At 38.6% G+C, this 22,451-nt stretch carries 18 protein-coding genes, 1 riboswitch and 2 other annotated features; of the genes, 4 read left to right on the top strand and 14 right to left on the bottom strand.

The genetic code is table 11. From position 1 onward, the window contains the following. Position 1: 1 nt before the first annotated feature. The 5 genes from murQ to IGK53_RS02905 all read right to left on the bottom strand — a co-directional run bounded on the left by murQ (position 2) and on the right by IGK53_RS02905 (position 5,649). Positions 2-898 (bottom strand): N-acetylmuramic acid 6-phosphate etherase, encoded by an 897-nt coding sequence (murQ, locus tag IGK53_RS02925; RefSeq protein ID WP_002287094.1) that lies wholly within the window; start codon positions 896-898, stop codon positions 2-4. Positions 899-900: 2 nt separating this feature from the next. Beyond that, a complete protein-coding gene (locus IGK53_RS02920) occupies positions 901-1,962 on the bottom strand; it encodes a DUF871 domain-containing protein (RefSeq protein WP_002291589.1) in 1,062 nt (353 codons plus the stop codon). Between the two features lie 211 nt (positions 1,963-2,173). Further along, on the bottom strand, positions 2,174-2,701 hold the full coding sequence (locus IGK53_RS02915) for a histidine phosphatase family protein (RefSeq protein ID WP_002291591.1): 528 nt from the start codon (positions 2,699-2,701) through the stop codon (positions 2,174-2,176). 66 nt (positions 2,702-2,767) lie between these two features. Continuing rightward, a complete protein-coding gene (eat(A), locus tag IGK53_RS02910) occupies positions 2,768-4,270 on the bottom strand; it encodes an ABC-F type ribosomal protection-like protein Eat(A) (RefSeq protein ID WP_002329522.1) in 1,503 nt (500 codons plus the stop codon). Positions 4,271-4,527: 257 nt separating this feature from the next. After that, entirely contained in the window at positions 4,528-5,649 is a 1,122-nt protein-coding gene (locus tag IGK53_RS02905; RefSeq protein ID WP_002291594.1) for a glycerate kinase family protein, read from the bottom strand. 124 nt (positions 5,650-5,773) lie between these two features. On the opposite strand from IGK53_RS02905, the gene IGK53_RS02900 reads away from it, so the two are divergent. Continuing rightward, positions 5,774-6,715 (top strand): 2-dehydropantoate 2-reductase, encoded by a 942-nt coding sequence (locus tag IGK53_RS02900; RefSeq protein WP_002329523.1) that lies wholly within the window; start codon positions 5,774-5,776, stop codon positions 6,713-6,715. A 149-nt stretch (positions 6,716-6,864) separates the two neighbouring features. Here the strand turns inward: IGK53_RS02900 and IGK53_RS02895 are convergent, their stop codons facing one another. After that, on the bottom strand, positions 6,865-7,761 hold the full coding sequence (locus IGK53_RS02895) for a hypothetical protein (protein WP_002329524.1): 897 nt from the start codon (positions 7,759-7,761) through the stop codon (positions 6,865-6,867). 268 nt (positions 7,762-8,029) lie between these two features. Here IGK53_RS02895 and IGK53_RS02890 point away from each other — a divergent pair, with 268 nt between their 5' ends. Further along, positions 8,030-9,370, top strand: a complete 1,341-nt coding sequence (locus IGK53_RS02890) for an amino acid permease (RefSeq protein WP_002329525.1) — start codon at positions 8,030-8,032, stop codon at positions 9,368-9,370. A 439-nt stretch (positions 9,371-9,809) separates the two neighbouring features. After that, positions 9,810-10,253 (top strand): DUF305 domain-containing protein, encoded by a 444-nt coding sequence (locus IGK53_RS02885; protein ID WP_002299975.1) that lies wholly within the window; start codon positions 9,810-9,812, stop codon positions 10,251-10,253. 385 nt (positions 10,254-10,638) lie between these two features. Here IGK53_RS02885 and nhaC read toward each other — a convergent pair whose 3' ends face one another. The 7 genes from nhaC to mgtA form a co-directional block, all read right to left on the bottom strand. Then, entirely contained in the window at positions 10,639-12,057 is a 1,419-nt protein-coding gene (gene nhaC / locus IGK53_RS02880; protein ID WP_002293307.1) for a Na+/H+ antiporter NhaC, read from the bottom strand. A gap of 402 nt (positions 12,058-12,459) precedes the next feature. Next, positions 12,460-13,683 carry a M20 family metallopeptidase gene (locus tag IGK53_RS02875; protein WP_002329526.1) on the bottom strand — a complete coding sequence of 408 codons (1,224 nt, stop codon included), beginning with the start codon at positions 13,681-13,683 and terminating at the stop codon, positions 12,460-12,462. Between the two features lie 30 nt (positions 13,684-13,713). Then, a complete protein-coding gene (locus IGK53_RS02870) occupies positions 13,714-14,553 on the bottom strand; it encodes a MetQ/NlpA family ABC transporter substrate-binding protein (RefSeq protein ID WP_002293314.1) in 840 nt (279 codons plus the stop codon). Positions 14,554-14,569: 16 nt separating this feature from the next. Next, on the bottom strand, positions 14,570-15,250 hold the full coding sequence (locus tag IGK53_RS02865; protein WP_002329527.1) for a methionine ABC transporter permease: 681 nt from the start codon (positions 15,248-15,250) through the stop codon (positions 14,570-14,572). Position 15,251: 1 nt separating this feature from the next. After that, entirely contained in the window at positions 15,252-16,325 is a 1,074-nt protein-coding gene (locus tag IGK53_RS02860) for a methionine ABC transporter ATP-binding protein (RefSeq protein ID WP_002293318.1), read from the bottom strand. 55 nt (positions 16,326-16,380) lie between these two features. Next, positions 16,381-16,619: a binding site (T-box leader), on the bottom strand. Positions 16,620-16,661: 42 nt separating this feature from the next. Next, positions 16,662-16,895, bottom strand: a binding site (T-box leader). 76 nt (positions 16,896-16,971) lie between these two features. Then, positions 16,972-17,643: an HAD family hydrolase gene (locus IGK53_RS02855; RefSeq protein ID WP_002321117.1), complete on the bottom strand. Its 672-nt coding sequence runs from the start codon at positions 17,641-17,643 to the stop codon at positions 16,972-16,974. A gap of 86 nt (positions 17,644-17,729) precedes the next feature. Next, positions 17,730-20,378, bottom strand: a complete 2,649-nt coding sequence (gene mgtA / locus IGK53_RS02850; protein ID WP_430604971.1) for a magnesium-translocating P-type ATPase — start codon at positions 20,376-20,378, stop codon at positions 17,730-17,732. A 341-nt stretch (positions 20,379-20,719) separates the two neighbouring features. Then, positions 20,720-20,894: riboswitch (M-box (ykoK) riboswitch) on the bottom strand. Positions 20,895-21,066: 172 nt separating this feature from the next. Here mgtA and ndk point away from each other — a divergent pair. Then, positions 21,067-21,504, top strand: coding sequence for a nucleoside-diphosphate kinase (ndk, locus tag IGK53_RS02845; protein ID WP_002293327.1), 438 nt, complete (start codon positions 21,067-21,069; stop codon positions 21,502-21,504). Between the two features lie 21 nt (positions 21,505-21,525). Here the strand turns inward: ndk and IGK53_RS02840 are convergent, their stop codons facing one another. Next, on the bottom strand, positions 21,526-22,392 hold the full coding sequence (locus tag IGK53_RS02840; RefSeq protein WP_002329530.1) for an Rgg/GadR/MutR family transcriptional regulator: 867 nt from the start codon (positions 22,390-22,392) through the stop codon (positions 21,526-21,528). Positions 22,393-22,451 lie beyond the last annotated feature (59 nt).

Here is a 22,451-nt window from a genome sequence, read left to right as displayed (position 1 = left end):
CTCATAAGGTCCCTTTTACAAATCCGTTTGCTTCAGCTAATTTTGCTTGAGCTTCCTCTTTATCACTATTTGTCAAAATCATGACGATAGCCAGCTTAACATTTTGATCTGCTTCTTCAAAGTACTTTTCAGCTGTTTCGTAATCAGCTTCTGTCGCTTGCATGATGATTCGTTTTGAGCGTTCGATTAGTTTTTCATTTGTTGGTTTGACATCGACCATCAAATTATTGAATACTTTACCTATACCAATCATACTGATAGTAGAAATCATATTCAAGATCAGTTTTTGTGCTGTTCCTGACTTCAATCGAGTAGAGCCTGTCAAAAATTCTGGACCTGCATCGACTTCGATTGGGAAATCCGCGTGTTTACTGATTTCGGCTTGTTTATTGCAAGAAATCGTTCCTGTGACAGCACCGATCGATTTTGCGTAATCTAATCCACCGATCACATATGGTGTACGACCGCTAGCTGCGATACCAATAACTATATCATTTTTTGTCAAATTCAGCTTGATTAGATCTTCTTGCCCTAGCTCATAAGAATCCTCGGCCCCTTCGACAGCTACAGTCATTGCTTCTTCTCCACCAGCAATTAGACCTATGACCATTTCCGGTTCTACACCGAATGTCGGTACGCATTCAGCAGCATCTAACACACCTAGTCTTCCACTTGTTCCGGCTCCCATATAAATCAGACGTCCACCTTTTTTAAAGGATTCAATCGTGTTAGCAATCACTGGTTCGATACTTGTCAGTTCTTTTTCAACAGCAGCGGCCACTTTCTGATCTTCTTTGTTCATTAGTTGAACGGCTTGTGAAATACTCATCTCATCTAATCCAAAAGTTTCTTGGTTTCTGCGTTCCGTTGTTAGGTTCTCTAAATTGATTTTGCTCATTTTTATCTTCCTTCTTTTCTTATAAATTGATAGTTCATACCAGCTTTGATTTGGTTGATCAATGGTAGCTCTTCTTTGATAACTTTGGCTACTACATTCACTTTTTCATCCGCTGGCAAATCATATTTAGTTAATTGGATCTCACCCATATAGCGCAAATACTTTTCGTTATCTAAAGTAATAGACCCTTTCATACGCGTAGCTGTATTTCTTGCTGGGATAGGCGGAATCTCTCGAAAACGTGCATCTGCGCTTCGTATGACATCTCTTGCATCGTCTTGCCGATTCGTATGCTTCCCTAATATATATTCGTAAAATTCTTCATCTACAGGTTCCGTATGGAGCAAGACTGTCTGTTCTTTTTGGAAAGAAGCAAATTGCTCCTGAACGTTTTCTGACAGACCTGCATCTCCGATGTAAACAATATCCGTGTTACTTGCTAATAGATCTAGAGCGCCTGCAAGAGGATGGACCCCGCGATGTTCTTCCAAAGTCGGCAATCCTTGATATAGTGGGCCTCTCAACTCTGTATCTCCTGGTACAAAACCTTGGACAAGGAGACCTTGAATTTTGAGCCATTGATTTTTTTTCTGATACCATTCTTTGTCCAGCCCTGTTTCGGGACGTGGATAATAATTATGCCAAGCTTCAATCTGTGAGAAATCAGCTTCTGCTTCTTTCAATTCATCGATATCTTTAGGCGTGATCGTGCTAGCATTCAAACTGATTTTCAATTGATGTGACCAGTCGGCAATCTGCTGATTGGAAATATGATAATCCATTCTTAAACCTGTTACACCAATTGCTTTCAAAGGCGTGAGATCTTCTAATGAAAAACCAGCTCGTTCCAATGCCTCTCCTGAAATATCGACCATCAATTCTAGTTTATTCTTTTTCGCTTCGCTTCCTAGTTCGATCAATCGCTTTTGATATGCCGAAACATCATCTTCTGGTATATGCATGGAAGTGAAAATACCGACAAAGCCATTGGATGCCATTTGGCGGATATACTGTTTCTTCTCTTCTGACAAAGAATCGTTCATAAATATTGAAAAGCCAAACATATTATCCCTCTTTTTCTGTATCCGTCTTCATTTCTATGACTAGAGTATATATCTAAAGAAATAAAATTTCAACACTTTTATTAAAATAATTAAATTTCATTTCTAAAGGTTGAGTTTATATTACCAAAAGAATTGTCATAACCTAAAAAAAGGCACTGCTAAGCAAAAGCAGTGCCTTGAAATATTTTATTTAAATAACACAAACACATAATTACTCATAAGAAACCAATTCTGTATTATCTACCATGAATCTAAAGAACCCCTCATTAGGCATCGGATGAAAATAAGCATTGATCACTCTTATCAAGGCATTATGGCAAACTAACAGATAGACATTTTCTTCGTCTTCAATGCATTCTTTCAATAAAGGAACGATCCGTGCATACACATCTAAGACTGACTCCCCATTTGGGAATCTTACAGCGAATGCTAAACGTGCTTTTTGAAAGTTCTCATCTTTGCTTGGCAGTCCATCATAATCCCCAAAATCCATTTCTACCAATCGTTCATCAACGGTCAGCGGCAAGCTGAGACGATCAGCAACTGCTTGTGCTGTATCTCTTGCTCGTTGAAGAGGGGAATGGATGATTTTCGTGATTGGAACAGGCAAATCTACTACCTTTTCTGCTAGTTTCTGTGCCTGCATCTGTCCTTTTTCAGTCAGCGGCACATCTGCCCGTCCGCAAACTAATCCTTGTGCGTTCCAAGTTGTTTCTCCGTGTCTCGTTACATAAAGCATGTGATTCTCTCCTTCGTTGGCAAAGTTCCCCTTAACCATACCTTGTTGTTCTTGAGATTACAAGGGTTAGATTTTCTCAAGAGAAATAATCTCAGTAGATACTTTATCCAGGAAGGTTTGATCATGTTCCACCAGTAACATGGCAGGTTTCACGTTCAAGATCAGTTGTTCTAATTGTTCTTGATTGAAGACATCCAAATAATTCAATGGTTCATCCCATATATATAGTTCAGCTGGCTGTGATAAAGATTTAGCCAATTCCACTTTTTTCCGTTGGCCCATACTCATCTGCTCAATCTTGTTATGAAAAACATCTCTTTCCATCCCAAGCTTTCGGAGGTTGTTCAAAAATGCTTGGTAGTCTACTTGGTTTTTCTCTGCAAATTCCGCCAACGTTCCTCGATTGTCTTCATAATTTTGGCGTACATAACTAATGCTCAGATGTTTTGGCTGGGATTTTTCTCCTATAACCTTGCCGTTGAATGCCCCCAGAAGATAATGGATAATGGATGACTTTCCTGCACCGTTAGGACCTGAAATCGCCACCCGCTGATGAGGCTCGATTGTAAAATGAATTGGCTCGAATAACAGATTTTCATACCCTAATTGAAGATCTTCTACGCTTAAAAGTCGCTTATGGTGAGACGCTTGGCTATTCATCGTCAAAGAATCGATATATTCGATATCTTTTAATAGTTTTTCTTTCTCGCTGATCTGGGTCTCCATCCGATTCACGATTGCTTTGGATCGTTTCATCGTCCGTGCAGCATCAGCACCCACTGCTCCTTTATTCACTCGTCTAGATTCAGTATCGATGAATCCGACTTGTTTCTTTGTTTTATCTCCTTCTCTGGAACGAGACCATTCGGCTTTTTCAGCTGCTGTTTTCTTTAGCCTACTGACTTCTTTTTTCAATTTTTCATTTTGAGCCATTTCAAATTCATCACGAAGTTTTTTCTGTTCTTCATAGATAGAGAAATTCCCTTGATAAAGTTCCAGTTGACTTTTTTCGATTGCTAAAACATGGTCCACTACTTCATCGATAAATCCCCGGTCATGGCTGACCACGATGAAGCCTTGTTTTTTCTTTTTCAAATAAGCCGCTACTTGTTTTCTACCAGAGATATCCAAATGATTCGTTGGTTCATCGATTAACGGGAAATGAGTGTCATCCACAAATAAAAGTGCCAGTAGGACTTTTGTCTTCTCTCCCCCCGATAGTGTGCTGAATTCTCTCCATAAGATTTCAGGATCTGTTTGTATCAATTGGAGCTCTCTTTCGATTTCCCATATCTCAAAATCCGTAATATCATTTAACACGTAATAGGTTAAACGTTCTTTATCTTTTGTCTGTTGCGGGAAATAGACAAATTCTTGCTGATGGATTACTTGCCCTTGATAAGGTAGTTTGTTTTGTAGAATATTCAGTAAAGTTGTCTTTCCTCGACCGTTTCGTCCGATAAGTCCTAGTTTCCATTGTGTGTCAAAATTTAGATTTGCTTGTTCAAATAATAATGTGCCTTGGCTGTCGTAGCCGAATGTCAGATTTTTTATTTCGATTTTAGACATTTTCCATCACCTCGTAAAAAAAGACCAGTCCTATTTTCAGAACTGGCTAAAGAGGATGCAAGGGTTGGGTACACACAAAAAGACCCATACATCGAAAAAACCAAGCCAATCCCGAAAATCTGCACACTGCTCCCTTGTCTCCACAAGGTACAGTCTGAATGCAGCTTTCATCAATCGACTTAATTTTTCAATGCACGGATCCCTCACTTTGTCCTATATTTGAAATTACGATAGCATAAAGAAAATGATTTTGTCAACTACTTCGGGAGGATGGTGAAAAATCTGCTAAGTGTCTGTCCTAAGATTTTTGTTTTTTCTAATGTTTGCCTGTGTTCCATTGCTTCTTCTAAACCTATTGGACCCAAATGAATACTTAAGACAATTGGGAGAAAATCAGAGAGTCCTTCTAGCTCTTGGTCTCTACTTCCGCAAATAGCGATGATTGGTTTTCGATATTTTTTTGCAAGCACTGCTACACCGTATGGAACTTTTCCGTGGATCGTTTGCTGATCGATCCGCCCTTCTCCTGTAATGATGACATCTGCTTGTTCGATCTTTTTTTCCAATCCAGTGATTTGGCTGACTAAATCGAAACCAGAAACCATCTTCGCTCCCAACAAAAAAAGGGCTCCACCAATACCGCCTGCTGCTCCACTTCCTGGAATATCATCTAAATCCACCTCCCAGAAATCTTTTATTTGCTGAGCAATCTTTCCTGCTTGTTTATCTAAGAAAGCTAGCGTCGTATCTATTCCTCCTTTTTGTCTTCCAAATTGCCAAGCAGCTCCTTGTTGACCTGTATATGGATTGGTAACATCTGCAGCGATAATCAATTTTACTTTAGAAACAAGAACGTTTCTTCGATCAAAATGAAGTTTTTTAGTAGATAATAAAGGATTTCCTTCTGTGTACCCTTCTAAAGAAGCACCCAAGGATTGGAGTAATCCTAGACCACCATCGCTACACCCGCTTCCTCCTAAAGTGACAATAATTTGTTCTACTTCTTGAAGCAGTGCATCTTTGATAAGTTCTCCTAAGGCATAACTGGAAGCAAGTCGGATAGTTTGATCCGTTGGTTTATCAAGTAGATCTAACCCCAATGCTTGTGCAGATTCGATGACTGCGGTATTTTTTCCTTGCCAAGTTGTCAATAAATAGCTGATTTTTCGCTGACGGAATAAGAGATCCATCCCATCAATGGTACGCCATGTTCCCCCGAGCGCGTAATAGATTGCTTCTGCAGTATTTTCTCCGCCATCTGCAATCGGCACATTGATTTTTCTTCCTTTACGATCTTCCCAGCCATTTAGAACTGCCTGATTTAGTTCAAATGAAGAAGCACTTCCTTTAAATGAATCAATTGCCGCCAAAATATCCATCTGTATCCCTCACTTTCTTCTTAAGTAAGACACTTTTTTTCATTTTTTTCAAACAAAACAATGCTATTTTCTTCCATTTTTCTATATACTAAAAGGGAACTCATTGATAAAGGAGAGAAAAAACATGAAAATCGCAATAGCTGGAGCCGGAGCAATGGGCAGCCGAATCGGATTGATGCTACATCAAAGCGGAAATGAGGTCCTCTTGATCGATCGTTGGCCTGCTCACATTGAAGCCATTCGTACAAATGGGTTGATTGCTGACTTTAACGGTAAAGAAGTGGTCGCAAAACTGCCAATCTATTCACCAGAAGAAATCATCGAAAGCAACGAACACGTGGACTTGATCGTAGCATTAACAAAGGCGAATCAATTAGATGATATGTTTCGTTCGATCCAATCCATTATTACTGACAATACTTATGTTTTGTGTTTACTAAATGGATTAGGTCATGAAGATGTACTGGAAAAATATGTGCCAAAGAAAAATATCATATTTGGGATCACGATGTGGACAGCTGGTCTAGCTGGTCCCGGAAAAGTCACATTGTTAGGTGATGGAGAAATCGAACTAGAGAACTTGGAACCAGAAGGCGAAGCATTTACAAAAAAAGTTGTAGAAGTCTTTCAAGAAGCAAAATTAAATCCGATCTATAGCCATAATGTTCGTTATTCCATTTGGCGAAAAGCTTGTGTAAATGGAACATTGAATGGTTTATGCACGATTTTGGATTGTAATATTGCTGAACTAGGCGCGCAAAAAGCGACAGAGAGCATGGTTCGAACAATCGTATCTGAATTTGCTTCTATCGCAGCAAAAGAAGGAATCATACTAGATCAAGAAGAAGTGTACCAACATATTGCTTCTACTTATGATCCTGACAACATCGGGTTGCATTACCCATCTATGTACCAAGACCTGATCAAAAACCATCGTTTGACTGAAATCGACTACATCAATGGTGCCGTTTGGCGAAAAGGACAAAAATATGATATTGCTACACCATATTGTGCCTTTTTGACCCAATTAGTCCATGCAAAAGAAGGAATCCTTGGCGCAGAGTAAAAGGCTCTCTGATGAGAATCAGCTGAATCAGCAGCTGGTTCTCTTTTTTTAAGCCCAATGAAAGATCAAAAAGAAAACACAACTCTCATGATGCCATAAGAATTGTGCTTGTTTGTTTCGGTACATAATCTCTTCAAAATGTAGGTTTTTTATTTATTTTCAACAGAGGAGAGGTCATATTCGTATTGCTCATAAATAGTGGAATCGTTAGTGATAAATCGTTTTGCCCAATTTTCTGCATCATAAAATTCCAATAGCTCTGATGGGATTGGCTTAAAAGGTGTATGCAGAAATTCCGGTAATTCATCTAAATCACGTTCTCGAAGCAAAAAAATATTTTCAGGACGATAAAAATGATAATGAGCAATCGCTTGATTATCCGTCACTAGTTTCTTTTGAAAATACATAGATTCAAATGTCCGCAAAGTCACTCCTTGCTGACCCTCCCGCAACAGTTCCAGAATCCCGCGCGATTCCCCTGTTTTTTTCAGGTACTCTTCATAAGTAAGATATCCAGGTTGTTCATTCCCTCGATGTGGAAGAATGAAATAGTTGGTCGTAACATCTCTTTTTATAAATTCCTGCTTATAGCTTTCTGCTCGTTCTTTTCTCCCATTATTCGTTGCACCAAAAAATAGATCCGTCTTTGGTTCGCTAGAAGAAAAATTCATATGTTTCGAATAAAATGAACTATTATGTTTCAGCCCAAGTTCTTTTGCTTCCAAAAAATCAAAATGATAAATCTCATCGATTGCCGGTTCATCTTGTGCCTGCTTCAGCATCGCTTCGTGTTCTGCTTTGAAGTGATTCCAAAAAAATAACACAATTTTTGCATTGGTAAATGGGCGCACGCGTCGAGCCATCTCCATATCAAATCCATAATCTAAAAAAACGATCAGCTGATAATTTGCCAACTGTTGTCTAGCTGATTTAATGAATTCCGACTGTAGTAAATCTTTTCCGGACCAAACATCTAAAGAGCGGATGGAAGGCAAAAAATAAAGTGATTTATTTTTTGCAACTAGCAGTACGTCATTTTTGTTCATCTTTTCCGCCTCACTTTCTCTGTCACTTTTTCCTATGATAGCCTGTTTAAATAGTAAAAAGCCAGTAAAACGCTTCCTATATTTATATGAAAATTTAACATTTGTATGAAAATATGATGAAATAAATCATTCTTCTATTAAAATTCGCCTAAAAGTTTTCTGAATAGTTGTAATTGTCTGAAAATTTGTTATCATTAGTCATTGTTAAATATTGCTATTTATTCTTAATATAAATTTTGATTGTGAATTTAAAAGAAAGAGGTCATTTATGGAAGATAAAAAATTGAAAAAACAACTTAGCTCCAGACATATCACCATGTTAGCTTTAGGTGGAGCAATCGGTGCAGGTCTATTTAAAGGAAGTGGCGAAGCGATTGGGATCGCCGGCCCTTCTGTATTGATTGCTTTTTTGATTGGTGGACTGATTTTATATATCGTGATGAAAGGTCTGGGAAAAATCGTTTTAAGCGGTGGCGACACGCATCACGGATTATCTGGTTTGATACGCCCTTATCTAGGTGCTCATTCTGCTGATTTTACTGATTGGGTCTACTGGTCTATGTGGATTATCAATATCATCGCTGAAGCTGTTGCAGCTGCTTCCTTTTTGCAGTTGTGGTTCCCGCACATTCCAGCCTGGGTATTTGTTTTTATGTTGGCTGTTTTGACTACGATCATCAATCTTTATTCGGTACGGTTATTCGCAGAAACAGAATATTGGCTGGCTTTTGCTAAAATCAGTGTCATTATCTTACTGATCATTTTTGCTACTTATCTTGTCGGTCAGCAAATGTTGGGCACAGGCGTTTTCCCTACCCTTCAGCAATTGACTGACCATGGTGGGTTTACTCCTCATGGTATGAAGGGAATCATCAGTTCTTTGCTTGTAGTTATCTATTCTTACGGCGGTTCTGAACTGATTGCTATCACGGTAAGCGAAGCAGATGATCCTAAACGTGCGATTCCTAAAGCCATCAAAGGTGTCATGGGAAGAATCATTTCCTTTTACATCATTCCTTTGTTTTTGCTTTTGATTCTTTTTCCTTGGAATACTTTAGCAGGTACGAATGTCAGTCCTTTTGTGATGGTATTTGAAAAAATGAATATCCCATTTGCAGCGGATATCGTCAATTTTGTGATTGTCCTTGCTTTGTTCTCATCTATCAATTCGGGTGTGTATGCATCTTCGAGAATTTTGTTCTTTCGTTTGAAGGATCGAAAAGGTTCTTCTAGAAAACTAGCTGTTTTAAACAAGCATCAAGTACCGCAACGTGCTGTTTTATTTTGTACCAGTGTTCTTTATCTTGGCGTAGCTCTTTCTTATTTTGTCGGTGACAAATTATTTGGCTATCTGGCAGGTTCCCTTTCGTATACAGTATTATTGATCTGGATCATTATCAGCGCGGCATCCTTTGTACTGGCACTAAGAAAAGGAACATTATGGGATAAAGGAATCAGCTTTTTTGCATTAGCTGTCTTAGGATTGATTTTCCTTGGTATCCTGTTCACGAACTCCATTGGGGTAACTGTATTGACTGGCCTGCTTTACCTGTTCATTTATTTCAGTTATCAAAAAAAGAATGATGTGTTCGTATTGACGAATGAATGAAATCGATAGAAAATTTTATTTTATTTATATTGAATAGCTGGAGCTATTGAAAAAAAGGAGCTGCGACAAAAATTGTTGCAGTTCCTTTTTCCAAATAAACGGTGTTCAAAAACTTACATCTGCGGTAATAAGTCCAGCCAAGTTAAAAACATAAGAAGCTGTTTTTACTTGGCTGTTCTTATTACTTGATGCAGAACAGCTTTTTCACAACCTCTCCACTAAACGGTGTTCTCCTGCCAACTCCTCGGTCACAAGTCACAATATTCAACAAACATGAGAAGCTGTTTTTTGAAATTGTTCCTTGTGACTCAGCGTTAAACGGCAGGCTCACGACCTCTTGATAAACGGTGTTCAAAAACCATCTGTGCAGATTAATTGATTGTTCTCCACGCTCATGACATGATAGAAGAAAGGAATGAAAAAAAGGAGTTTGTTTTAAATGAAAAAGTATTGGAAGTTTTTGTTGATGATCGGTGTTTCAACGGTAGTTATGTTTGGTATGATGTACTTGAATGTCTATGCGCTCGATCATATCTTCTTCAGTCGTACACGAGTATTCATGGCGTTGATGATGGGTGCAGTCATGGCAGTCATCATGCTGTTGTTCATGTGGAAAATGTATGAAAACAAAAAGATAAATGTTATGATCTTAGCCGCTAGTCTTCTTGTTTTTGCCGGTTCCTTGTTTATGGTACGAAGCCAAACTACTGTCAACGACACAGCTTGGATGAAGGCCATGATTCCTCATCATTCTATCGCTATCCTGACAAGTAAACGAGCTGATTTAAAAGATCCTGAAGTAAAAAAATTAGCGGAAGAAATCATTCAGGCACAAGAAGAAGAGATCGACAAAATGAAAAAAATGATCAAAGAAATGGAATGACCATTATCCGTCCAAATAAAAAAAGAGGATGTTCCAGAAGTGATCAGCTTCAAGAAATAAGAAGAAGCTACTTCTGGAACACCGTGAATAAGGGGTTGTGAAAAAGCTGCCCTGCATCAAGTAATAAGAACAGCCAAACGAAAAATAGCTTCTCCTATTTTTCGTTTGGTTAGGCTTATTACCGCAGATGCAAGCTTTTGAACACCGTTTATCGAGAGGTTGTGAAAAAGTCGCTTAGTTTCGCGTATTAAGAAAAATTTTGTGAAAATGACTTTCCACATTTTTGCATAAATTTGGCTTAATACCGAGAAACTGGCTTTTGAATACCGTTTATTCGTAAAAAGGGATTGTGACAAAAGTCTTTTCACAATCCCTTTTTATGTTTTTATTGTTCTAATTGCGCTGTCTTGCTTACTGCTTCTTGCGGTTTCACAAATTTTTTTGAGATTCCCCAACCTGTGAAGGCACTGACCATCGAAAACACAGGAGAAAGCAAACTGAAAAATACGAATGGCAAGTAAGTGAGTGTAGGAATACCAAATGTACTTGCTACGAAACTTCCGGCAATTCCCCAAGGCACTAAGTAGTTGATTACTGTTCCACCATCTTCTAGCGTTCTACCTAATACAGTTGGATCAAATCCTGCTTTTTCATAAGTTTCTTTAAATGCATTACCAGGCAGAATAACAGATAGGAATTGTTCACCAATAAAAATATTTACTCCGATACTTGTCATCAATGTTGTAAAAATCAATTTTGGTGTGTTCGTCATCTTTCTTGATACTCGTTCCATCACGGTTGAGATCAAGCCAAATTCGATCAACAATCCACCTAATGACAAAGTTAGAATAATCAATGACACAGTAGGCATCATACTTTCGATTCCTCCGCGGCTAAGCAGTGAATCGATTTGTTGGTTTCCAGTATTTGAAACAAACCCTGATTCGATGACCCCAGCCAACTTCGTTAAGGAAGTTTGTGGGTTTTGAATAAAAATCATTCCTACTGCTACAGCGATATTCAACAAAATCGTCAAAATTGCCGGCACCTTTTTCCATGCACACAGTAACATTAAAAATAAAGGAATCAGTGACCAGATTGAAATAGTAAAGTTTGCTTCTAGAACATCAGTCACTTCACGAATAGATGAAAGACTTGCGGCTTTACTTGTGTGTCCTAAAATCATGAATAAAAAGAAAGAAACAACAAATGCCGGAACAGTTGACCACATCATATGCTTGATGTGTTTGAACAAATCGGCATCAACAATAGCTGCTGCTAGATTTGTTGATTCGGATAATGGAGACATCTTATCTCCAAAAACGGCACCTGAAACAATAGCTCCAACAACCAGCGCTGGATTTAGGCCTAGTGTTGTCCCAATACCGAAAAATGCAATCCCAATCGTTGACATAACAGTAAAGGCACTCCCTACAGCGCTACCTACGATTGCACACACAACAAATACAGAAGGGACAAACCACTGGACACTGATCAATTTGAACCCAATGACCATTAGAGTTGGAATGATCCCTGCTTGTATCCATACAGCAATCAATGAACCGACTAAAATAAAAATAAAGATTGGGATGATTCCTGGTTTGATGCCATTGATGATTCCTTCGTGCAGCCAATCTGTCGGGTATCTTTTTATCACTGCATACAACATGACCATTCCGATCGCTGCTAAGATAGTGATATTAGGTGAGACCTTTAATCCGACAACGCCAATCGCAATGCCTAAAACAATAACCATTAATACAAGTGTTGCTTCTAAAAAACTTGGTGTTCCTTTTTTTCCCATGATAATCTCTCCTTTTTTAGTTGTTCTTATGTTCTAAAAAAGTTAAGATATCGGATTACTCCGCCGCAATTCATCCGCGATTCCTCCTTTATAAAAATAAAAAGACCTGTTTTAAACTAAGGACGAATGACTCCGCGGTACCACCTTAATTAAAAACAGATCTGTTTTTCACTTTCAAACTTTTATTCAAATGTATGGACTTTCCATGTAATTCGTCAATTAGGCTTGATCGGTTCACAGCGACCACCGACTTTCTGAACAAAACACCTAACCGCTACTGCGTGAAAAGTTGACTTGTATGAAGTTTACCTTCCATAAGATCATTTGTCAATGAAAAAGAAAATATTTTTTCATTTTTCTGAAAATTATTTTTATAACTTTCACACACAAGTTTATTTTTTACTAGAAAGTAGCACCCTCTTGTTTTTTTCTTGCTACTATTTCTTGATGTTCTTGCTTGATTCTTTCTAATAGCTTTGGCTCTTTCAACAGATCAAGAGTTGTATTGGCGAGTAGTTCTGCTGCAATCGCAATAGAAGCAAGGCCTTTGTCACTTTTAGCAGCAGCTTTGAATTCTTCTGTGTGTCCGGCAATATATGTCTCAGAGATTGCTACCGTAGGCTGGATTGTTGGTATGACTTGGCTGACATTTCCTACATCAGAAGAACCGAGACTTGTTCTTTGTTCCGTTTCTATTTCTTCATCTGGAACACCTGCTTCTTTTGCATGCTGGAAGAATAAGTCATCAAAAGAAGGAGTAACGATGACATCATCAACTGCATTTTGGAACAATCCAAACTCAAAAGTCGTGCCCGTACTTATCGCAGCACCTCGTACGATATTTTCCACTTTTTCATATACTTTATCTAATGTTTGCCGATTTCCTGCACGTAAATAGAAACGTCCAGCAGCGTAATCTGGAATGACGTTGGCAGCTACTCCTCCGTCTGTAATGATCCCATGGATATTGACATCTTTTGGCAATTGCAAGCGTAGAGAGTTGATTCCATTAAACACTTGGATCAATGCTTCCAAAGCATTTACTCCTTTTTCAGGTGCTGCTGCTGCATGGGAAGCGACACCGTAAAATTTGATGTCGACTGGATCATTCGCTAAAGATTCTGTCGTTTTCCCATAACGAAAAGCTGGATGGACGCATAATGCTACATCGACATCCTCAAAAAAACCTTCTCGAACAAAGCTGCCTTTAGCTGATCCGTTCTCGCCCCCTTCTTCCCCTGGGGTGCCATATACACGGATTTCTCCACCAGTTTCATCAATAAATTGCTTCACTATGCTGGCGGCTAATACGGAGTAAGTACCAAACAAATTATGCCCGCATGCATGACCAATACCTGGTAAAGCATCGAATTCTGCCAAAAAGGCAATTGTGGGACCGGGTTTATTGGAAATATAACGTGCATCAAAGGCTGTTCGGTGTCCAGCTACTTCTTTTTCTACCCAAAACCCTTCTTTTTCTAATTGTTTAATCAACGCTGCTGAGGAATAAAACTCATAGTTACTTACTTCAGGATGTTCGTGGATATCTAGAGCAAGTGCTTGATATTCTGGTAAACGATATTGGATTAGATCCTTCAATTGGTTTGTTGAGATTGTTGTTGTCATAAAAAATTCCTCCTATGCTAGTCATTTTTCTTATTTTCTCCCGAATGTTTCCCATGCAGGCACGCTTGATCCTTTTGATGTTTTCTCGATTACTTTGACTGTGTCTTCTGTTTGATAAGCGTCTACTATTTTTTGATACGTTTTATTGTTTTCATCTTCTTTTCTTGCAACGATGATATTCACATAAGGACGTGCATGGTCATCCACTGGTTCTAAGAAGATGGCATCAGAAGCAGGATTAAATCCAGCATCTACAGCTACACCGCTATTGATCACTGAAATGTCTACATCTGACAAAGCACGTGCTGTTTGGGAAGCATCTAATTCAGAAATGTCTAGATTTTTTCTATTCTCGGTAATATCAGAAACAGTGGGCGCTTGTCCTTTTGCCTTATCCACTTTGATCAATCCAGCAGTTTGCAATAACAGAAGAGCTCTGCCGCCATTTGTAACATCATTAGGGATTGCTACTTTTGCTCCGTCTTTGATATCAGCTACATCCTTCAAAGTGTTAGAATAAATTCCCAGCGGTGCATTGACAGTATTTCCGATCGATACTAAATCAGTTCCGTGTTCTTTATTGTAATTGTCTAAAAAGAATTGATGTTGGAAAGAATTCAAATCAATCGATCCATCTGCTAAAGCCGCATTTGGTTGATTGTAATCTGTAAATTTCACGTATTCCAAATTAATGTTCTCCTTTTTCAAACGGTCTTTCACGTTGTCCCATACATCTGTATCTTCTCCAATAATCCCTAGTTTTACGGTAGTTTCTTTTTTGTCAGTTGTATCTGCTTTTCCTTGGCTACACCCTGCCAACCAAATAATTGCTACAAATGCAATGACTACAAAACGAATAATTTTTTTCATTTTTTCTCCTCCACTTTCAATGTGTAATTTTTTTAATCAGTTGATTACTGATAAATTGACTTAAAAAAACTAAGATTAGAATCAATAATGTAGCCACAATCGTTACATCTGTTTGGAATCGATTATACCCTCTCGATATAGCAAGATTCCCTAATCCGCCTGCACCTACTGCTCCAGCCATGGTAGTCAGTCCGATCACGTTGATGATAGTCAACGCCGAGACCCGAATGATACCAGGCAAACCTTCTACCAAATACACACGTAAAATAATACCGATTGGACTGGTTCCCATCGCTTCTGCCGCTTCGATCACCCCAGGATCAACTTCTAGCAGTGCGTTCTCGATTTGACGAGCAAAAAACGGAACAACTCCAAAAATCAATGGCACTAAAGCTGCTTTCGCACCAATCGTCGTTCCAACTAAGAAACGAGTAGTCAATGCTAAAAGAGAAAGCAAGATAATGAAAGGGATGGAACGAATGATATTGATCAGCTTATCAAGTATTTCAAATAGCAGACGGTTAGCTAGTAATCCATTAGGGCGTGTCACTACTAACGTCACACCTAAGATGATTCCGATCATCCCGCCAATGAATGCTGTCCAAAAAGACATATATAGTGTTTGCTTCGTCGCTTCGACAAATTCATCCGGAATCAAATAAACATTGGGCAAATATGTTTTAAAGAAATCAGTCATTTTATCTTCCTCCTTCGATCACTTTGATACGACTATCTAATTCGTTTTTTTGTAAAATATTTATTTTTACACCAGATTTGATCAAATAATCCAATGCTTTTTGCCGCTGTTTGGTTTCTCCAGCTAAAGTAACGATCAAACTCCCTAACGGCGTTTCTTGTAATAACTCTACATTGCCATATAAAATATTCGCTGTTACTTGATATTTGCTGTACAGATGAGCGATTAGAGGTTCGTTCGTCTGATTTCCAATATAACTTAATTCCACCAGCCATTTATTGGCGATCTGATCGGCAAAAGCAGAATGGGCAATGATCGTTTCTAATGCTTGGTCAAGATGAGTAGCTGTTCGAATAAAATCTTTGGTCAATTCTTCTTCAGGATTGCTGAAGATCTGGATGCTGCTACCTTTTTCAATGATTCTTCCATCTTCCATAACCGCTACCTTGTTGCAGATTTCTTTGACAACTTGCATCTCATGAGTGATCAGGACGATTGTTAAACCTAACTGGCGATTCAATTTTTTTAACAATGCAAGGATCTGAAGGGTCGTTTTCGGATCAAGTGCACTGGTTGCTTCATCACATAATAATACCTTAGGTTCATTCGCCAAAGCTCGTGCGATTGCTACTCGTTGTTTTTGTCCCCCCGACAGTTGTTTAGGATAAGCAGATGCTTTTTCTTCCAAACCGACAAGTTCCAGTAGTTCATTCACTTTTTGACGACGTTCCTGTTTCGATTTTCCAGAATACTTTAAAGAAAAATCAACGTTGTCAAAAATAGTTCGGCTTTCCATTAGATTGAAATGCTGAAAGATCATACCGATGGCCTTTCTTTCTTTTCGCAATTCTTTGGGAGAGAGCTGACTCAAATTCGTCTGATTGACAATGACTTCTCCTGCTGTTGGTTTCTGCAGCAAATTCATCACACGAACTAACGTACTTTTCCCTGCACCTGAGTAACCGACGATTCCATAAACATCGCCTTTTTCAATCGTTAAATCTACAGAATCTACTGCCTGTATCTCTTTTTCTTTTTGTTTGAAACATACAGAAACATCTCGCAATTCAATCATTAAAATTCCTCCTTATCTAAAAAAAGCGTCCTCAAGAAAATGAAAATGTCATTTTCTTGAGGACGCTTTTTTGCGTGTTACCACCTCATGTTCAAGCTGTGTTCACACACAACTCCTCTTCAAGTACGATCATACTCTAGCAAGATATCGGTCGCAGCCGTCATCGCCTTACATCTATGCTCGGGATGAATTGCTCGATGGCCATTTTCCAATAGTCGTTCCTTGCTTCTTCTCAGCTACCGAAGCTCTCTGTCAAAGGTTCTTCTATCGTACTTACCATTTCAATGCAAATAATATTCAAAAAAAAAATCCTTTTACTAACATAAACTATGTCAGTAAAAGGACGACGTATCGCGGTACCACCTTTTTTCGGAAGTTTCCTTCCCTCAAGCCCAACATCTCAAAAAGAGAGATTGGCGTTCGTTTTAACGGTCGAACAGTTCCGAATTTGCCTACTTATCGACAAATTATTCTCCAAGGCCATTTTCAGCTTTTCTTACTTGACTCTTCTCACCAGCCAGAGCCTCTCTGCAAAGTTTCCAAACTTACTTTCCTTTTCAACGAAATCGATATTTTGTTGTTGGGATTAATCTACATGAGGAAAACTAAAAAGTCAAGCACGAAATTCAAATTATTTTTTCTATATTTATTTTTCTGTTTTTTTATCTAACATTTCAATAACAGTTCGAAGATCTTTTCCTTCCGCAAGAAGTTTCAATTTTTCCTTTTCTTCGACGGTATAATTTCGAACAAAACTGGAATCAGGTATCAAAACAACGCCTAATCCTGCTCGTGAAGCAGCTGTTGCTCCTACTAAAGAATCTTCCACTGCAAAGGCTGAACTAGCTTCTAATCCTGTTCGTTCCAAAGCTGTCAGATAAGGAATCGGTGAAGGCTTGTTCTCCGACACTTCGTCTCCGAATGTAAACGTGTCAAAGTAATCAGCTAATTTAAAGTGATCCAAGATATCTGTTGCTCTTTTCGTAACAGTGGTCGTAGCAATGCCTAGTTTCATATGACGTTCTTTTAAGTCTGCCAATATTTCTTTTGCATATGGTTTTAAGTGGATGGCTCCGCTTGTCAGCTGTTGATAAAAATATTCTTCACGCTTCGCACGGACTTCCTGTACTTTTTCAGGGCTACCTGCTGCTTTCACTAAAATATCAAAACTTTGTTTCCAGTTTTTTCCGCCCCAAGCGTCAACGATTTCTTTTGGGATATGGATATCAAATTGCTGAAATCCCCAAAGCCAGCCATCACGATACGTTTTTTCTGTGTCAACTAACAAACCATCTAAATCAAATATTGCACCTTTCATCTATACATTAATCCTTTCCAAAACAATACACATAGTTTAGCACGACTGGTCCAAAAAGAACAGAAGCAAAGAACCAGCCTTCTCGTTTATAAGAGTTCTTGGAATCGACGGATATAGATTTTCTTCACAGCTGTCACAAGCGCCAGATAAGCGATGACTGTAGCAAATAACCATAACCAGTAATTGCCAGGAAGTGGCATCAAGCCTAATTCAGCACCAAAACTTGTAAAAGGAAGGACAGAACCGACAATAATTCCTAATGTAGTGATAACAAACATGGCAAATGTTGCGTTGCTTTGGATAAATGGTACTTTCGGTGTACGCAGTGCATGGAGCACTAAGGTTTGTGTCCATAGTGATTCGACAAACCATCCTGCATGGAATAATGCGATGAAAATCACTTGCTGTGAACTATCCAATGTATGGAAACTTCCGCCCACTACAGCAGGACAAATAACAAAATACATCAACAAGTAAGTAGTAATATCAAATATCGAACTTGTTGGGCCAAAGTAAACCATGAATTTCCCAATACTAGATGCATTCCATTTTTTTGGCTCGTCCAAATATTCTTTATCCATCCGATCCCATGGCAAGGAAATGCAGGAAACATCATAGATCAGATTCAAAAACAAAAGTTGTAAAGGCAGCATTGGTAAAAATGGCAGGAACGTACTTGCAATCAGCACGGAAAACATATTGCCAAAATTAGAACTTGCTGTAGCCTTGATATATTTCATGATATTCCCAAAAGTTTCTCGTCCAGAAAGAAGGCCTCTTTCCAAAATCGTCAAATCTTTTTCTAAAAGGATCACGTCTGCAGATTCTTTCGCAATATCCACAGCTGTATCTACAGAAATACCGATATCAGCCACTTTCATTGCAGGAGCGTCATTGATACCATCTCCTAAAAATCCGACAGTATGACCATTTTTACGTAAAGCTGTCGTCAAACGTGCTTTTTGCTGAGGATTCAATTTTACGAATACTTCATGGTCTTCAGCTACTTGTGCTAATTCATGATCACTCATTTCCGAGATTTTCTCACCGGTAACCAATTCATTGATCTCTAGACCTACTTGACGGCACACTGAACGTGTAACTAATTCGTTGTCCCCAGTCAGAACTTTTACAGCTACACCATGTTCTTTCAGAGCTTTCAACGCTTGTTTCGTTGTTTCTTTTGGTGGATCAAGGAAAGCAAGATAACCAATCAAAACCATGTCTGACTCATCTTTGACTGAAAATTCTCCAACGACGCTTGGATTGGTCTTTTGTGCGACACCAATCACTCGTAAGCCATCTTCATTAAGTGACTGTACTTTTGCAAGTACGGCTTCTTTTCGTTCTTTTGTTAATGGTGTGACAGTACCGCCAAGATCAATAAATTTAGAAATGTTCAGCATTTCTTCAATCGCGCCTTTTGTGATCATTTGTGTTTTACCAGCTGGATCAGCAACCACAACACTCATACGACGACGTTCAAAATCAAAAGGAATTTCATCCACTTTTTGATAATTGATCTTATCTGTATCTAAAGTTTCTGTTGCTTCATCAATGATAGCCACATCTAACAAATTTTTCAGCCCTGTTTGATAGTAGCTATTTAGATACGCATGGCGCAAAACACGATCATCTTCATTTCCTTCACAATCCATATGATATTCAAGAATGATTTTATCTTGTGTCAATGTCCCCGTTTTATCCGTGCATAACACATCGATTGCACCAAAGTTTTGGATGGCATTCAAATTTTTGATCACTGTTCCTTTTTTGGCCATCACACTTGCTCCTTTGACCAAATTCGTCGTAACGATCATTGGAAGCATTTCAGGTGTTAGACCAACTGCTACAGATAGTCCAAAAAGAAAAGCTTCTAGCCAATCCCCTTTTGTAAGCCCATTGATGACGATAACTGCTGGAGCCATCAATGACATAAATTTGATTAGTAGCATGGATGTTTTATGGATGCCTAATTCAAAGCTTGATTGAATTGGTTTTTCAGATAGCGTTTCTGCTACATGACCAAATAGTGTTTCATTTCCAACAGAAACAATGATTCCTTCCGCACTTCCACTGATGACATTACTTCCCATAAAGACAAGATTTTCGTAACTTGTTTCGCTTTGCTGATCGTCTTCACATACTTTCGCATGCTTTTCTACTGGATAGCTTTCCCCTGTCAATGCTGCTTGGGAAATGAATAAATCCTTTGCGGACAATAAACGCATATCCGCTGGTATCATATCCCCTGCTGAAAGCCGAACAAGATCTCCACAGACGATTTCTTCCATAGGAATCTCTGTGTACTTTCCATTACGTTTTACAGCTGCCGTTACTTTCACAAGTGATTTCAGTTTTTCAGCCGCTTGATTGGAACGTACGGACTGAATCAACGTCATTGTCCCGCTGACGATAACCATAGTGAAGATAATGGCTACACCGAAAAGATCTTTATCTCCAGGAGCTGCTAATACATATTCCGTGATGAATGAAATAATTCCTAATGCGATCAACACTAATGTAAATGGCGTGATGTATGCTTTCAATATTTCTACGATGAATGGTGTTTTTTTGCCATATGAAATCGCATTTTCACCGTAATTTTCTCTTGAACGTTCGATTTGTTCTTCTGTCAATCCATTTGCTGATGCATGGAATAGTTCAAATAATTCTTGTTTCGTTTTTCCAGAAAAAGCTGCATAGATTTTTTGTGTATCTTTCTTTTTTTCCATCTCAATCTCTCCTTTGTGTCCAAAAGACAGCTGTTCTCGCTGCTTTTGGTCTTTAGCTATTCATCGGATCGATAGAGAAAAAACTGAAAGGGGCTGAGAACAGATAGATAATAGCCCTGGCCTTTCCTCTAGATCCTTGTTTTTCGAATGACTGTCATCCATTTGTTCTCATCTCCTTTACTAAGTAATTTTAATTCATGACTTCCAATCATTTTTCGAATAGTTATTTTCCCAATTAGACCACCTCCTTTTTATTTTTCACCGATGGGGATTTGCGGCAACAAAAAAACCTCTCGCCAAATACTCAGCGAAAGGTTTGAAAAAGCATATTAAAAAAAGCTTCTCAGATCTCATCGTTGAGTTTTGACACTGTACAACGTAAAAAGCAGATACCTGCTTTTAGCTACCTTATGAAAAGCCTTATCTCGACAATTCCTGTTCTACCCATTGGCGTCTCTCGACGTTTTTGGGCAGTAGCCTATGTTTGTATAGGAGCCTCACCTAACAAATCTTATTCGGTTTTCCTTCGTTAATATAACAACTAAAAAAGAGGATGTCAAATCAATTTTCCATGTTTTTCATACTTTTTTTAAAATACACGCGTTATATTCCTGTCTCACGCGGTTTTATTTGTCTCATTTTCCACCTCCCGCTATAATAGAAATATAGTAGGAGACGAGGTGCTGTTATGGAAAGAACACTTGTTATTATCAAGCCAGACGGCGTGAGACGCCATTTAGTCGGAAGCATCATCCAACGTTTTGAAGCAAAGGGACTGGCCATTGCTGAAATGAAGTTTGAAACTATGACTCCTGAATTAGCAAAAGAACATTATCAGCACTTGACTGAGCGCAGTTTTTTTGATGAACTGATCGATTACATGACTTCCGGTCCTGTCGTTTATCTTGTCCTGGTCGGCGAGGAAGTGATCGATATCGTCCGTAAGATGGTTGGAGCAACAAAAGCTGCCGATGCTGTTCCAGGTACGATCCGAGGAGACTACGCGCTGCCGGGGACTGAAAACATTATTCACGCTTCTGATTCCCGTGATGCTGCGGTAAAAGAGATCGCCCGCTTTTTCCCGCCATTCGATATAAACAAACCGTCTGAAAAAGCGGCGAAGTGATACAAATTCTAAACTGCTGGTCTAGTTGCTGGGTTCAGCAATGGCCAGCAGTTTTTTCTCTAAGGACCTCCGTTGATTCTTTCCTAACATATATTCGAGCACTGTGAAGAATTCTTGGTAGTCTTTCGTCTTTTCTTCCCCTAAAGCAGCAGAAATCAATCTTTGATAATAATCTGCCATCAATGTTTCATAGATCACTGTACTTCTTTCTTTATGTGCTAAGCTCCGTTTCATATCTTCCTTCACACTACGTGCCTTTTTCAACCGACCATTTTCTATATAAAACGAAGTCAGGTTCATTAAAAAAGTAAAGAGATACTGCTCATGATTGTTCAACTGTGCTAATCGTCGCATTCTTTTTTTGATTTTCAAATAATTGTTCTCAATGAACCGATCACTGAATATCCAAGGAAAATCAGCTAGAATAGATAGTTCAAATTGACCATAGTCTGGTATCTGCATCAAGTATTCTTCAATGATTCGGCATTCATAACGTAAAAATTCAAATTCTGTCTCAGATACTTCTGTTTTTTCGACCATGTGAAGATTCAAAACCAAATAATACAGATCTTCTGTTTTCTTAAAATGCCTACGGTTATTGCTGATCTCTTTATAAGGATCAAAGCTGTCTTCTTGTACCCGATCTAGCATTCGTCTTTTTTTCTTTAACTTTATTGGTTCATCCAGCTGGTTTCGCATCCATTCATATTCTGCAAGTGTCATGTTCATTCGCTCTAAAAATGATCTCAATGTTACAAATGACATTTTTTTCACTGAATTTGTCTCAATCCCGACTAGAGAAGTCTTAGAACAGATTCCTTCCGCTAATTGGGACTGTGTCAACTTCTTGTTGACTCGAAGTTTCTTGATCAATTCACCATCATACATAATAGTTCTCCTTTTTAATTTAAATTTTTCCGCATTCAATAAATAGATACGTTAAAAAG

Source organism: Enterococcus sp. DIV1224, from assembly GCF_050555455.1.
GTDB lineage: Bacteria > Bacillota > Bacilli > Lactobacillales > Enterococcaceae > Enterococcus_B > Enterococcus_B lactis.
Note: the sequence above shows the minus strand (reverse complement) of the source record. Positions and strands in the feature narration are given on the sequence as shown.